The sequence below is a fragment of the Cellvibrio sp. UBA7671 genome (genome assembly GCA_002483145.1).
Classification (GTDB): Bacteria; Pseudomonadota; Gammaproteobacteria; order Pseudomonadales; family Cellvibrionaceae; genus Cellvibrio; species Cellvibrio fibrivorans.
In genome coordinates, this window is the sequence record DLHJ01000016.1 from 510717 (window position 1) to 525357 (window position 14641).

Sequence of the window (14641 nt, forward strand, 5' to 3'; positions counted from 1 at the left end):
TTTGTATAAATGGTAGTGAATGTAATTTTGAAGTGTCAAAAACTAATTTGATGTGGTGGGCCCAGCTGGACTTGAACCAGCGACCTGCCGATTATGAGTCTTCGTTAAACATATAATCCGGTATCACACAATATCACAATAGGTAACTAAGTTACTGTTTCTAAACAATTTTATATACATAAAGATCACCCTATGTAATATGAAATCTTATTGTGATGTAACCCCAGTGTAACCCCGGAGCGCATGTGGAACGACAATTCAATTTCACCAAACAAGCCATAGAAGACCTGCCACTACCTGAATCCAGGATTGAATATCGTGATGAAAAGCTGCCTGAGTTGCGCTTGCGGGTCACTTCCAGCGGAGTTAAAAGCTTTTCTGTTTTTAAGCGTGTATCGGGTGGTAGTCCTGTGCGTATTACCCTTGGTAAATATCCGGGATTGTCACCGGTGAGAGCTCGCACGCTGGCACTAAAACATTTGGCTGATTTGAGTGATGGGGTTAACCCGAACGAGCAGCGGCGTGTTGACGCAATGTCAGCTGTAACACTTGGCGAAACCTTTGAGGCTTACAAGCGCTCCCGTAAGCTCCGCGTAACCACTCTCAGGGGGTACGAGGGAGTATTAAGAAATCATCTGCGCAAGCTCATCTCAAAGCCGCTGAGCGAGATTGATCGCCGTGTAATTGTTGATCTGCATGCTGGTATCGCTTCGGAAGCTCAGGCTGATTTGACCATGCGGGTATTGCGGGCAATATTTAACTTCGCAAAATATGAGTATTGTCGTCAGGATGGCTCTTCAATTTTTCCTGAAAACCCAGTCGAGATATTGTCTCACCGTAAGCAATGGAACAATGTTCGGCGTAGGCAAACACATTTGCGCCCCGGAGAGCTTTCGGTCTTTTATCGAGCCTTACAGGAGGTTCGTGATCAAGAGACACCAACTGGCCAATCTATTTGTGATGCTATGTTGTTCGCCTTGTTAACAGGGCTTCGGCGTGGCGAGATATTTGGATTGAAGTGGGGGGATGTGGACCTGCGATCTGCGATCTTCACTGTTTATGACACAAAAAACGGGTTGCCCCTAGAGCTGCCAATCACTAAAAACATCGACCAGTTATTTAAGCTGCAGAAGGGTCGAATTAGCTCGGAGTTTGTATTTGCTGCTGATAATGAATATGGCCAGGTGCGGGAACCAAAAAAAGTTGTGGCCAAGGTCAAGGCTTTATCTGCCACCCATTGTGACTTTCATGATCTAAGGCGGACTTTTGCTACCACGGCAGAACATCTGGATGTTGGAAGTTATAAGCTCAAGCGCTTGATGAATCACTCTACAGGGCGAGATGATGTGACTGCTGGATATATTGTTTTGACTGCGGAAACATTGAGGCTGTCTGCGGATAAGATCCAAAGCTGTCTTTTCCAAGGTATGTTTAACTCGAATGTTGTTCAAATTACTGGTGCAGCCAGAGGAGCCATGTAGCCAATGTTATACATCCCTCGATTCTTCGTGACACAGGCGGTTTATGATGCAGCCTCTCCATGTGAAAGGCTTAAATATAATTATGTGGTTGATGAGCAGTTACTGTCTCTTCCAAAAAGTTTTAATTTCCCCGTCCTGGAAAATTTAGCCGAGTCAAGTATTGTTAACGAAGCTATTATCAACCAGTAGGCGAGTAAATCCATTCGTACCAGACGAAGCTCATGGTTTTTAATTTCAGCCTGTAAGAAAAATAGAGGTTGTTGGTCGCTCTATTGCGTGCTTGTTTCGACTGGCAAAGTTGAGAGCGCCAACATCTATACCATGCTCAATGGGCAGCATTGGCAGGCAAAGTTCAATAAAAATTAATGGAAGTGGATAAAACTCAGCTGAAACTCTAAATTCTTGAACACCACTAAATTGTATGTGGGATGGTGAATGGGCTGTAACTTCATTGTCATAGTCAAATCTGATATGTGACGTGTTTGATGGCGATTGTTTTTTTACTTCCAATAGTTCAACCCAATTGAAAATATGATCATAAAGAGCTTCATCTTCTCTCTCCAGTGCATCATCTGCGGCATCGATCAGAGAGTCCAGAGAGTCGCTCGTAGAGATAGGCTTTGGATAATAAGCTAACCTAGCTTTAGCTAAGCAGTCATCCTCCGTAAATTCATAATAGAATTGAAAGAATGACCCATCTGCTAACAGCAGTGAGTATTGATGATGGTCAATAAGATATTGGTATTCCAATGGGTAGTAGACATTTTTATGAATGCCGGGTTTTCGTCCATTCCACGTTATAGTTCTGTTTGCTTGTTGAAGAGATATGCAGTCAACTTGCGTAGCTGGACGCAGAAATTCCTTAACATTATGTATCCCTTGTGCGGCCATTGCATATTTCATGTGGCCACCATCAATTGTCTTTTGAGTGATCTATGAGCAGTTGCCTAAGCTCTGGATCGCTCTTTAAAAGCGCAAGCATATTTTGTATCTGATCAAGTTCTTTATCTGTCTTTTTGAGAAAACTCTTGCTTCTTCTTATTGAATCAGGATCAGGAAACTCGAAATTAAAAAATGGAAAATCATTCTTTATAGCGTTAATTTCTGCTTCTAAGTGAGACATGTTTGGACCAATCCCAGAAATGTAGCACCAGCCTCTAGATCTTGTGACGGCGACAAAAAAAGCGTTTCTCATGCGTAGAGTGAAGTCATTAACAACATTTTGAGCATTTAGGACAAATACAATATTGGCTTCATTTCCCTTTGCTCGATATGGAGTTGTTATAGTAACAAAGCCTTTGGGTTTGAATACATCTGCGCTTTCAACGTAGCCTGGCAAAACAGATTGAATATTTCTTTCAGCCAGAGCTCTTTGTATGGCCAGCATTGATTCTTTATTATTACCTGGGTGTAGATTGACTATAATAATTTCTTCAGGTGATACACCCTGTTGAAATATTAGTTCATGAACCTTTTCTCTGATGTAAGAAAGCTGGTCGGCTTGGTCAACACATGTTTTTGCTTGTATTAAATTTCGAGGGTTTTTTTGATTTTCATTTAATATCGTCTCTAACAAGTTTTTGCTGTTTTCATCTGGTCGCTCAACTTTAACTTGATCGCCTTTAGAGAATATCAACGACTGCGGTTCATGAATTCTATAGCCAATTGCATTCCAATCATTTTTGTATGCGAAGGGTGTTGTCGGATTCGATGTATAAATGCTCATAGCAACTCCATGAGCAGTAAGTAACACGGGGCGGGGTGTTCTATAGCAGTTTGGAAGTACGAAATCTTTAGGAATGTTTCCTTCGTATTTCCCATCTAGGGCGCTGTTGGGTATATTTGGCTCACCGGCTGCATTTTTTCCAAATAAATCCTCAGGCTCTTTAATTTCACTATTTCGAAGTGATTGAAACTCGTCGTAAGCCCAGATAATTCTTTTTTCTACTCCAGTTCCTTTCGCAAGTTTAAAAACCACTTGAAACACTTCGTCAGGGAAGTCTTGTGCTTCATCTATTAAAATAAGGTCATATTCTGGCTCGATTCTATCTCCAACTTTTTGGAGGAGATCCTTATAAACATATTCGAGGGCATCGCCTTTTCCTCTTGCATCGGACAAGGTTAATGGCAATAAACCATATTTATTACATAGCTGAGAGTACAGCCCTGGTTTCTGTTTTCCTCCCCAAGCATGCAGTACATGTAAGGAGTTTTCAAAATCCGGGGCTCTTTTTGCTTCTAGTGTGTAGTACTTTGAAATAAGGTTTTGAACGTGATGGTATAAGCTCTGTGTATTGAATAAATACAATATTTTGTAGTTACTAAATCTTTTATGAGTAATTGCAGCTTTCAGGCATAGAACGATGGTTTTTCCGGTGCCTGCGAGTCCTCTTATCCGTTGGGGGCCTGGTGGTAGTTGCAGAGATGCCAGACGTTGGGCGTCATCTTGTTTAAATGTTGACTTCAAAGATTTCTGGATATAATCATTTACAGTAACAAGGCTCTCTTGCTCAGCAAATCCCTGCTTGCTCTCATAAATAAATGTGCCTTCCAGTAAAGAATATATTTTTCCTAATTCGGAATCTGAGCAGTTGTATCCCATGGGAAGCGTGTTGAGCCAAGCTTGGAGGTCTTCAGCGCTTATAGACGTTATAGACTCTTGATACTCCTCTGTCAGGTCAGCTATATCTTGTTTGTTATTCTTGCAAAAAACCAGTGCACTAATAATGGGGACTTTGACAGATTTTGTTTTTCTGTTGTAAAGGCTGATGTCATTTTTGAGTCGGCTTATAACTTCATCCGAATACAAATCTACCACAAAGCTTCTTGCGATCCTTAATTGGCCATCACCTGACTTCCAGAGCTCGCTCCCATCTTGTTCCAAGGCCTCAGTAATTTCATCCTCTACAATGTCCAGCAGAATAACTCCATGCTCTTTGGTAACAATTATAAAGGATGGGACGTCTTCATCGGATGCTCGACCAAGAGTAGTGAGTTTATATGCGATATAGCCTGAGCATTGTGAAAAGGAAGTTTGGACTATGTTTGCAATATTAAAATGAAAAGGACGGTTCTCGAGAGCAAGGGAGCCTGATAAAAACTGAAAGGATGATGTCATTGTTCAGACTCCTGATTTTTGTATGGTGCTGGTTAATTTATCGTCTTTAAAGCACCAGAATGCTTTGTCTTTTAAGGCCGTTACTCCCTTTGTTGCTGTCATTTGATAAATCCTTTTTAATTTACTTTTCAAAAGTATATAGCTTTATTTTGGTTGTTTTTTGACCTGCAGGTCAGTGTTATATGTGTAAATGGCATGCGTAGGTTGGAATAGTACAAGGGCGCACATTGAGTGGCAATTGATTGGTTTGTGTAGGTTCTTGTTAGTGAGTTAAAGCCGAAAACCGCACTAAGTATTAGCGGGTTTTCGGCCAGATAGGCTTAATTGCGGTTTTCGACATCAAAATAGCTAGCCAGATCGTCTGGAGCGCTATTATTGGTGCTGTTTTCGGTATTAATGCGTTTTGCGGCATTTTGATCGCAATCCTTCAGGGAGCGCTCTATCTCCAGTGCTTCACGGTTGTCTCTCCAGGCTTGCAGATCCATCTGATCGACATTGGCTTTCAAGTTGGTCATGACTGTTCCTCATAAAAAGTGGCTGCTTACCAGTAGAAATTGGTCGTCATTGATCTTTCCCTTATTCCTGGCTGCATTAAGGAATCCGTACAGTTGATCTGAGTCAAGGGATTTGGTTACTACAGCGGCAAGAGCTAGAGCCGCTTGTGTCTGCTCGCACAGTGCAGCTTCCTCGCTTGGTGTTCCTCCTGCCGTGTAGATTTCTCCACAGCTTAAGGCAAATGGAATTTCTCCAACTTTTGAGACTGTGATTCTTACCGCATATTTCTCCTTTTGGTTGTCGCCCGTGCTAAAACTGATAACAGAAAGGCGCATGCTTGTTGCAATATCATCAAACACATCCTCCGGGTAGTGTGTCGAGGAATAAATTATGACTTGTAGTTCTCGGCCCAGTCTCTTTTGAAGCTCATCTACTTTTGCATGTACCTCTTGGAGCCTTTCTTCCTGGGTGATTTTTTTCAAATCTATTGCTTTCATAATAGGTGGGCTCAATTAGATATTTGGAGATTTTGAATTGTCGAAATTGCGGCGAGTTTGCTGCTCGTCATTATCACTTTGAAAGTCATTGGCGTTATCAAATCGGTTGGTTTCCTCGTGTGCTTTATCCAGCTTTTCTGGAGCTGATTTAATGTCAGAAGCCAAGCCATTTTGGGGCAGCTTTGGTTTGTATTTTTCCAGTTCTTCTGGGGTGGGTTTATAGCCCTGCACCTCTATGCCCATCATTTGCCCTTGCGCCCAAATTCGGCGGCGATATTCGTCATCACCGAAGGCTCGAATTTCTTTCCACTCACCCTTACGGAGCTTTCCTTGCGCAAGCTCAAGTTCGGCAGCCAGCGCCCACTCACTTATTGATTGGGAATAGATAGCTTTACCTGTATCTCTAAATGCTTCTTCGCCCTTTAATTTGCCTGCTCCCCAGCGATATATGCCTGCGTCGTCGGCTCGAAACATGTTAATTACACGACCCTTATTCGGATCAATTTCAACGGGTTTCCAATACTCCGCCAGCTCTTGCTTTTGAAGTTTTTTAATTGGTAAGTTCTGCGCTTTTTCGGCCTCTTCTTGGGAGCTTGCAACTCCGCCGTGATGAGGTAAAAGTTCAGTGTTAATTGCTGCTTTTTTCATTTTCAGACTCCTAACGTCTTGGTGGGTTAAACCTATATTGATAATGTTGTTTGCTTGTTTAATTAACTCATTGGCCTGCCAGCGAGTTGCACGATCGATGTACCCCATGCGAGCCAACTGTGTGTGAATTTTTCCAACGTGAATTTGAGGGATTTTATGGGTTATCCCTTGCTCTTTTAGGGATAGCTCACTGATGCGGATGTCAAGGCCTGCTTTTTTTAATTCTTCATTGACAATATCCGCCCATGTTTTCCTGATTTTTGATATTTGTTGGCTTCCTGTAGGCAAGCCATTTTTTCTTAAGCGGTCATCGCTCCAATTTAGTTTTATTTTTCCTTCTGAAAGTGTTCCATCGGCTTGCATTGATCTTGTTGTCATTAAAAGGTGAGCATGAATATTTCTGTGGTCGCCTTTCTTGCCTGGAGCGTGGACGCAAACGTCTATAGCTGCACCGTACTCGGTGATTAAATGGGTAGAAAATTCACTAATTATTCGCTGATGTGCATCTCTCATTAATTCGTGCGGAAGTGCAAGTTGCCATTCTCTGGCTACTCTTGCGTTAGATGCTTTTTCTGACTTCTCAGCTAAATTCCATAGCTCAGATCGAGAGAGTCCTGCATTGTTAAAAAGAAAGGTTTCTAAAACTCCGTACCGCCTAAAACGATTTATTTTGCCGGTTCTTTCATCAACAATAGTTTGTCCGGCTCTGTATGCCGCTGCCGCGGTTGCAGTGTCGCCTTTTGAGCGCGACATGTTTTCAGTTTGACAATAAAAAATTGACATATGAATGGCTCTTGATTTTCACTTTTCGCGTAGCGAAAACGCATGACTCACTTGTGAGTCGTATATGCGCTCTTCATTCGGCAGAGGGCCTTGTGCGTGCCAGGCCATAACTACGTTCAAATATCCAAACTCTATTTTCTACGTGCAGTCAGGTTGCGCGTAGGAAAAATATTTTTCCGTGCTCCGTAGAAAATATTTTCAAAATCATTTATTGGCAAAATAAAAGTTTAGAAAAGTACACTTTTTTCTTGTGTGGCATGTGCTAACCAATAAAACTGGATTGGTGTAATTAAAATTCAGTGGAGGTGAAATATGCATGCAAAGCCGTCTTTTATAACGGGCAAGGAATGGAAAGTTATTTGTGAAAAGGCAGATGGTGGGGATAAGGAGGCGATAGATTTCAAAAAATCTGTAGAACAGTTTGTGGCTAAAGCAAAAGGCTTTGCGCAACAGGAATCTGCAAAGGAAAAGAAAAATCGTAACCATGAGGTGTTTATTGTTGGTGGAGCGATTCTAAATGAGATGTCGAAAAATCCATCATTCAGGGACGTTATCAAAAAAGTGATTGATCGTAATGTGCGGAAGAAATCGGATATCCAATTTTTAACTGGCAGAGGCTGGAGTGTATATGAAAAAGATGATTCAGATAGTGGCGTTCATACTGCTAGCACTTCAGTCTAATGTTATTTTTGCCTCGATTACTGAGGTAAGCTCGACTGATAAAAGCGTGGAGTATCTGCGTTATATTTTCGGCAGTGTGGTGGACGTGATAAATGGAGGTACTGGGCCTTCCAGTCCGGACTCCATAATTGGCGCTCTCTCAGAAGTTTTGAATGCGGGAATGTTGATATTTACGGGGTTGATTATCGGCTATACATTTCTGACCGGTATTCTCAATTCAGCTCATGAGGGGAATCCTTTAGGTAAAGCTTACAGTACCATGTGGATTCCGTTGAGAATGGTGTTTGCACTCGCGCTTGTGCTTCCATTTGCTGGTGGATATTCGAGTATGCAAATTGGTGTTATATGGGTGGCGGGGCATGGTATTGGGCTGGCGAATTCAGGGTGGAATAAAACGCTGGATTATATGGGTGCGTCAGGCACTTTATATCCGCCCCAAGTTTCAACGGATTTTGAAAAAATCGCCGCACAGATCCTTGAGTCTAGAGTATGTATGCATGGCATTAATACAGCGGATAGGCATGCCAATATCGAGGAAAAACCGATTGAAATTGTTGATAACAATCAGGTGACTAATATCAAACAATCGGCTGTTGCTGAAGAATTGAAAATGCCTGTTCAGCATCGTGTCATGCAGCGCTATGACAGTCGCTATGGTTTGGCTGGTGCAGGTGTTGCGTATGGTGCGGCATTTCTCTCGGGTTTCCCCAGCGGAATTCCGCGAAACTACGGATCAAATCCTTGTGGCTCCATCGAGCTGAAATTTTCTGAAATCGATGAGAGCATGAATATAGAAAACGACGTGCGTAATTTTCAGGTAGATATCATTTCTGCCCATGCAGATTTGGATGAGGGTCTTGATCCGCTTGCTCGCGCAATTGTGCTTAAAACTGTTGACAATAATGCTCCAGATCCAGACCCGCTCGCATTCAATAATTCCGTACAGATATACAAAGCTGCTTACATGAAAGCAGTAAACGACGCGATGTCGGCTATTGCTACTACACGCTTGAATAAATGGGATGGCGGGAATCCGGATACAGCACTAACGACTTTAGGGGCACGTGACGCAGGATGGCTTACTGCAGGAGCTTGGTATTGGGATTTTCAGAGAATTAATGCGGAAACTCAAAAGATGGTGTCGGTAAAACCGGAATTGACGGGGCCGACATCTGATGTGATGGATAATAGTGATTACCAAAACTTCATAAACACATTGAGTAACTATCGCGTCAATATGAATGTCCCTGACTCCAATGGGAATATAGTTACTGCTTTGGAGCGCAGCAGCTATGCGGATGACAACAGCGGATTAAAAATAGTGCTGTATACAATCCAGCGGGCATTAGATATTGCTCTGGCCGATCCTGATCCATTGTCGGGTATGGCTAATATAGGTCATTCGATCATTACCGGGTTTGAGGTTGCATATTTTGCGGCGCTTCCTGCCAGGGGGGCAGCTCGAACAGCGGATGATGTAGCCGAAGGCGTAGGCGGTTTGGCTGGAGGAGCAAGAACAGTGACATCCCCGATATTGTTCCTCTTGGAGGAGGCCAGCAAATTATTTTTGTTTGCTGCGTTATTGCTTTTGCCGCTGGCTTTGATGCTGGCCTTTTATCTCCCCGCCACACCAATAATTTTATGGATTATGGGTATTGCTGGTTGGTTTGTGCTTGTAATTGAGGCTGTGATCGCCGCGCCTATTTGGGCAGTTTCTCATGCAATGCCCGAAGGGCAGGGGTTTGTAGGGCAGCGAGCGCTTGCTGGCTATATGGTGCTTTTATCGCTTTTCCTGCGGCCGATTTTGATGCTGTTCGGATTTTTTGCTGCAATGGTTCTGATCATTGTGATGGGGAGGGTTGTCGCTATTCTGTTTATTCCAGCGATGTCTTCCATGATCGGCGATTCCTTATCCGGAGTTGTTTCCCTCATCGCTATGCTTGCTATTTTTGTGGCTGTGATGATTCAAATTGCGCATAGGTGTTTTGGATTGATTCATGAGGTTCCAGACAAAGTTTTAAGATACATAGGGGGCGGTGCTGAAAATCTTGGTGAGAGCAATCAGGAACAGCAAAGTCGCAATATCTTTGTCGGTGGTGCCGCTAAGGTGGTTAGTAACGGCGAGCGTTCCATGCGGCAGGATGCCTCTTCTGCGGCCTCCAGTGTTGGGCAAAAAATGGGGGGAGGTTTTGGCAAAGTGGCTAACGCTGCAAAAGGTGGAATGAGCAAAATAGGTAAAATGCTTTCTACTTCCAATTAACCTTAAGAAAAAAACCAACCCACCAATGAAAGGTATTTGAATGATTTTGAAGCCAACGCTTCCACCACCTCCGGTGGGAGCGTTGTGTTGATCCAATAAGCAATTAATCCCTCACCAAAAATTGCAGCATGCGTGAGCGAAAATACCAGTGCTGAAATAACAAAACTGGTTAAGCTGTGCATCGGTGTGACTGTTACTCCACTGAAGGTCGTCCAGCGTCGTCTGAGAGGACTAATGAATCCAATCAGGGCCAGCGATATAAATAAAAGCCAGAGCGCTATTAGCCCGCCGCTGAGAAAAAGGCTTTTCCAAACATTTAAGTCCCAGCCTGATTCAAGTTTATTAGCCCAGCGGATCATCTCACTAGTTCGCATACCCCAGTCACTATTCGACATAATTATTCTCCTGGAATGCTTTTGCCCAGCGGAAGCTGACCCATTTCGAAGCGAGCACCCAAAATGCAAACGCGATGAGCGTTACTTTTGCCAGAGTCTCGTAGTTTGGAATTACCGTAAGGGCTAACATGTAAGCGATTGTCAGGGCCACCACATATGTGAGACCACTAATTACCATGGAGGCTTGAAAGCGCTTTATTGCCGCTGGATTCGTATAACCTTTGTTTTTCATAAAACGGCAAAAATCGTTGTATCTCTTTTTTCGCAGTTGCATCAGATTATTTTGATTCATTTCTGTCTCTCATCGAACGATAAACAATTGTTTGAATGGGTAACGTACAAGAACATCTGGCACTGTCAAATTGACTGGAAGTCACTCCTTTTCGTCCATCTCATCCGTATTCGAGGGGGCTGCTTGCAGCATGACTCGTTCTTTGTTGAGCGCGCCCCAATCGCTGATTCGGTAGTATCCATGGCGACGGCCCTGTACCCGTTCAATTACCATGAAATATTCTCGATGTAGCTTATCCAACATAGCGTGAATTGATCGCTCGGGAATTCCTGTATCGGTGGTGAGCTTTTTTAGGTCTGGCTTCTCGATTTTTTCAATTGCAACAATAAGTGACAGTACTCTGCTGAAGCTGCGGGCTGGGACTTCCTGATTTGAATATTCCAAGTCATTTGTAGTCATAACGTTTCTCCTATAGGTAATTTATTGAGTTTTTTTGCCACTAAATTTTCTTTTTCTGGCTCGTGGTAAGGCTATGCCGACACGGCAAATTTGCCGCGCCTAGTGGATTATTTGGATAATCATGGATGAGTTTCTCCATTCCCTCCCAAAGCTGCGCGAATGCTGCGATCTGGGTGGTTAGGGCGTGACAGTTGCCGGGGGGATTCGTGACAGTTATCGGGGGCTTTGTGACCGTTATCGTGGGTTGGTCTTGTGATCTCGAATTTTCCTTGGGCATATTCGGTCACCAGCCACCCGATGCGGGATAGTTCTGGTAAGCAGTCTCTAGCACGTTGCCGCCGCTTACGCATGGTGCTGCTATTGGCTGGTTCTGGCCAGACATAAGAGCACAGTGTATCCAGCTCGATACGGCGGGATTTGCCGTGATCTATCCAGCCGCACAGGCGCTGATGAATTAGGCGGGCTGAGTCACTTTTGAGTGAGCGGACTTCCCAAAGATCGATGCGGATGTGCTGTCCACCCATAACGGCTTGGGCAATCATTGGATTCAACGCAACAAATAATTTTCCTGCCACATCATCGCTGGCGTACTCGGCCAATAATCGAAAGCCGCGACGTTTTCCGCCTGATAGCGCAATTATCGAAACCTTCCACAATCGTTCTATACAGTCCCGAATCGGCTTAGTGTCCTCGATATTGGCATAGCCAATTTCTCTTGCCAGTGCTCGATAACTACCTTTCACCACCATGGCATCTTGCTGGATTGCATCCCACTTTGGCTCCATAAACATCCGAAGCTGTAGTCCAACTTCAGTTTTTGGATCTGGCGACAGCACTAGACCAGCAGGGCCTGCCATAGCAACTAACCCCTGCAGAATGCGCAAATCGTCCGCACCTAATGGTTCTGGGCCACTGAATTCAATTTTTTGGCCTTGACCAAATTCATAGACCACATCGAGCTTGCTGGTTTTTCGCTCACCCCGTTTTAAGCTACGAAATAGCCCAGGTGCGAGACAGTGGGCTGGGTCATGCCGGGCGTGAGTTAAATCAAACTTCGTCACGGCGAGCCCCTCTTGTTTTTGTGGGCTCAAGGATTGCTGGCTTTAATATTCCGCCTTCGTGTTTGCGAAACCAGCGTTCTTTGAAAGGGGCGCCATAGTTGGCCTTAGAGATACCAAATCGGACGAAGTATGCACGTTGGGATTCATCGACACCCCAAGTCTCTGCCTCCGCTTGGGTCATACCCGCAAGGTAGGCTTGCCAGCGGACGTTATCGACCAGCACTGACGAGCCGCGGCTGGCTTGTTGCAAGTCCCCTGAGCCGGACATTGCTGCACCCTTGCTGGCATGATGTAAAAAAATAATGGAGCAGCCGGTGTCTGCTGCAATGGATTCCATCGCGCCCACTACCTGGCTCATGGGGCCACTAGCGTTTTCCTCTTCAACGTGGAAGCGCCTCAGCGTATCGAGAACCATCAGGCGGCATCCTTGGGCGGCCTTGAGAAGCTCACTACGCCATTGTGACCCCATGATGTTTGGCAATACACCGATCAATGGGAATACCGCAAGCTTGCTAGCGATGAGCTGCTTTTGGTCTTCGCTCATATGTTTACCCATTGCATGCAAACGATGATGAATAGCGATAAGAGGATCTTCGGCGGGCAGGTAAGTTACCGTGCCTTGTATGAGCTCTCCTATTTCTAGTAGGTCTGGCCCGCCCGCAATTTGCAGGGACAGCTGTAGAGCCAGCATGGATTTTCCGGCACCACCCGGGGATACCAGCGCACCAACTGTGCCTGCCACCATATTTGGCAGAACATAATCGACAGGTTCGGGTTCAAAATCGAACGCTTTTCCAATATCCAGAGCATTTCCAAGCAGTGAGGTCACAGGAGGCCTCCGTTGCTTCTTTGCTCTTTTAGCCAGGAATGGAAGGTCGATTCGGGGAATAATCTTCTCCGGCCAATTTTCACCGAGGGTGGCATTGGCTCCCCTCTGCAGTGCCGGTTTCGGAGCCCGCCTGTTGTCATGCAGAGCAGTGATGCAGCTTGTTCGTAGGTGAGATATCGCTCTGATTGGTGAGTATCCATCGTTACTCCATATGTCATGAAATAGTGTGGTGTGATGATGGATGATTGACTCTATGCGCGAGTGACTTTAAAGTGTCTTTTTATAATTATGAAAAGGCACTTTAATTGATGAGAGAGCAAGCCAAGTCAATATCGGCATTTGCTGCAAATCCTTTGCGTGCTCGCATGTTGATTCGCGAGCTTGAGCGCAAGTGCCTAGAAGTAAAGCCAGTTGATGATGGAGAAAGATTTGATCGCTTCGAACATCTAAACCATTTTATTGAGCGCCACCAAAAGACTTTTGTTTTACCAAGGCGACCATTTTTCAGGTGGCGGAATGGTGAGGCTCTTCCAAATCTAACCACCCGTAAGCTTATTGATGGCCTATTTTCCGAACGGATTGGGAGTAAGTGGGGTGGGCGAGGTATTGACGATCCAGAGCAAACTTTGATGGTAGCGCTGGATTTAATAAGTCTATCCAATGCACCAAATAATCACGAGACTCTAGCGGAAGCTGAAGCAATATTGGCGAAGGTTAACGCTGCTGTGCGAGATTTAATCCCAAAAATTCCTAACCTGGATAAACCAAAGTTTTCATCCTATAGAGGTGGTAAGGCCCTCGGTTCACTCGTTCAGCGAAAACCAAGCCGCTATGCGAATTTAGCGGGTAGGAGGGTTGTGGCTTATCCATATATCACTGATCGAATTAGTCCATACGACACTGTAAGTCCTTTATGTGCAGTGCTGATGTATCTGATAAAGCCAAATAACAAAACCGTGCTTCCGGCTGATCTTGCGCAAACGTTGCTGTTGGATTTTATCAGTGGTGTCATTGCTGCCTACATTTTAATGCTGCATCGCAATCCCACTGAATTTCAAACTGGTGGCTTGGTTGTGGATTTGTATCGGTTGGTATATCAGCTTTTTCTATGCGGAGGTACAGAGTGGAATGTAAAAAAATCGGAATTGATAAAAGAGGTTTTTTACAATCGATTTTCTGGGCTTCCTGTTGAAACAGAGCAATTAAAATCGAGAATTGGCTTATTGGAATCGTTGTTCGACAACCACATGAGGAAGGCTGGAATATCTTCGGCGGAATTAACAAAGTTTGTTGAATCAATCGATCCTAGTTCATTCAACAAGGTGATTAAATGGTGGTCAGGCTGAAGGGTTTGAAAAAACTTTTAATGTAAAAAATCACTTAATTCTGCGGGCGTCAAAACGCTGTCTTTAAGAAAGCTCGGGTCTTGCTTCATCAAAAAGTTTTGCTCCTCTCGGAGCAATGGATCAACAACTGATTCCACACTAAATGATTTACGATCAAAGGTATGACCATCAAATTCCACGCTCACAAAACGATTGTCAGTGAGGCCATTTACTGACAGTAGATCAAGCAGGACGCTTCCCTTGAATCTTAATGATTCAAGTTCTTTGCTTAGCTGAGATAAATGGCGCAATGGGTTCATTTCGGCGTTAGCCGTCACTACGGCGATATTGCCCACAATGCGAATTCTATTAATCAT

At 44.2% G+C, this 14641-nt stretch carries 15 protein-coding genes; 4 read left to right on the forward strand and 11 right to left on the reverse strand.

Annotated elements, in window-relative coordinates:
• Nucleotides 1–245 precede the first annotated feature (245 nt).
• On the forward strand, nucleotides 246–1481 hold the full coding sequence (locus tag B4E62_RS18005) for an integrase family protein (RefSeq protein WP_331353028.1): 1236 nt from the start codon (nucleotides 246–248) through the stop codon (nucleotides 1479–1481).
• 234 nt (nucleotides 1482–1715) lie between these two features.
• On the opposite strand, the gene B4E62_RS18010 is transcribed toward B4E62_RS18005, so the two are convergent.
• The 5 genes from B4E62_RS18010 to B4E62_RS18030 form a co-directional block, all read right to left on the reverse strand.
• Nucleotides 1716–2384, reverse strand: a complete 669-nt coding sequence (locus B4E62_RS18010) for a DUF2290 domain-containing protein (RefSeq protein WP_331353029.1) — start codon at nucleotides 2382–2384, stop codon at nucleotides 1716–1718.
• Between the two features lie 10 nt (nucleotides 2385–2394).
• A complete protein-coding gene (locus tag B4E62_RS18015; RefSeq protein WP_331353030.1) occupies nucleotides 2395–4599 on the reverse strand; it encodes a DEAD/DEAH box helicase in 2205 nt (734 codons plus the stop codon).
• 320 nt (nucleotides 4600–4919) lie between these two features.
• Nucleotides 4920–5114: a hypothetical protein gene (locus B4E62_RS18020; RefSeq protein WP_331353031.1), complete on the reverse strand. Its 195-nt coding sequence runs from the start codon at nucleotides 5112–5114 to the stop codon at nucleotides 4920–4922.
• A gap of 9 nt (nucleotides 5115–5123) precedes the next feature.
• Nucleotides 5124–5591, reverse strand: coding sequence for a hypothetical protein (locus B4E62_RS18025; protein WP_331353032.1), 468 nt, complete (start codon nucleotides 5589–5591; stop codon nucleotides 5124–5126).
• 15 nt (nucleotides 5592–5606) lie between these two features.
• Nucleotides 5607–7022, reverse strand: coding sequence for a MobA/MobL family protein (locus tag B4E62_RS18030; RefSeq protein WP_331353033.1), 1416 nt, complete (start codon nucleotides 7020–7022; stop codon nucleotides 5607–5609).
• A gap of 312 nt (nucleotides 7023–7334) precedes the next feature.
• Between B4E62_RS18030 and B4E62_RS18035 the strand changes: the two genes are divergently transcribed.
• Both B4E62_RS18035 and B4E62_RS18040 read left to right on the forward strand, forming a co-directional pair.
• On the forward strand, nucleotides 7335–7703 hold the full coding sequence (locus B4E62_RS18035) for a hypothetical protein (RefSeq protein ID WP_331353034.1): 369 nt from the start codon (nucleotides 7335–7337) through the stop codon (nucleotides 7701–7703).
• Complete coding sequence (locus B4E62_RS18040; RefSeq protein ID WP_331353035.1) at nucleotides 7651–9963, forward strand: DotA/TraY family protein; 2313 nt, start codon at nucleotides 7651–7653, stop codon at nucleotides 9961–9963. The genes B4E62_RS18035 and B4E62_RS18040 overlap by 53 nt, the downstream gene beginning before the upstream one ends.
• A gap of 2 nt (nucleotides 9964–9965) precedes the next feature.
• On the opposite strand, the gene B4E62_RS18045 is transcribed toward B4E62_RS18040, so the two are convergent.
• From B4E62_RS18045 to B4E62_RS18065, 5 genes are all read right to left on the reverse strand, one after another.
• A complete protein-coding gene (locus B4E62_RS18045; RefSeq protein WP_331353036.1) occupies nucleotides 9966–10358 on the reverse strand; it encodes a hypothetical protein in 393 nt (130 codons plus the stop codon).
• Nucleotides 10348–10650, reverse strand: coding sequence for a hypothetical protein (locus tag B4E62_RS18050; RefSeq protein WP_331353037.1), 303 nt, complete (start codon nucleotides 10648–10650; stop codon nucleotides 10348–10350). Before B4E62_RS18050 ends, B4E62_RS18045 begins: the two co-directional genes overlap by 11 nt.
• A gap of 81 nt (nucleotides 10651–10731) precedes the next feature.
• Nucleotides 10732–11049: a helix-turn-helix domain-containing protein gene (locus B4E62_RS18055; RefSeq protein ID WP_331353038.1), complete on the reverse strand. Its 318-nt coding sequence runs from the start codon at nucleotides 11047–11049 to the stop codon at nucleotides 10732–10734.
• 119 nt (nucleotides 11050–11168) lie between these two features.
• Nucleotides 11169–12110, reverse strand: coding sequence for a replication protein C, IncQ-type (repC, locus tag B4E62_RS18060; protein WP_331353039.1), 942 nt, complete (start codon nucleotides 12108–12110; stop codon nucleotides 11169–11171).
• Nucleotides 12097–12939 (reverse strand): helicase RepA family protein, encoded by an 843-nt coding sequence (locus B4E62_RS18065; RefSeq protein WP_331353040.1) that lies wholly within the window; start codon nucleotides 12937–12939, stop codon nucleotides 12097–12099. The genes repC and B4E62_RS18065 overlap by 14 nt, the downstream gene beginning before the upstream one ends.
• Nucleotides 12940–13247: 308 nt before the next feature.
• On the opposite strand from B4E62_RS18065, the gene B4E62_RS18070 reads away from it, so the two are divergent.
• Entirely contained in the window at nucleotides 13248–14285 is a 1038-nt protein-coding gene (locus B4E62_RS18070) for a hypothetical protein (protein ID WP_331353041.1), read from the forward strand.
• A gap of 17 nt (nucleotides 14286–14302) precedes the next feature.
• Here the strand turns inward: B4E62_RS18070 and B4E62_RS18075 are convergent, their stop codons facing one another.
• Nucleotides 14303–14641, reverse strand: coding sequence for a type II toxin-antitoxin system RnlB family antitoxin (locus B4E62_RS18075; protein ID WP_331353042.1), 339 nt, complete (start codon nucleotides 14639–14641; stop codon nucleotides 14303–14305).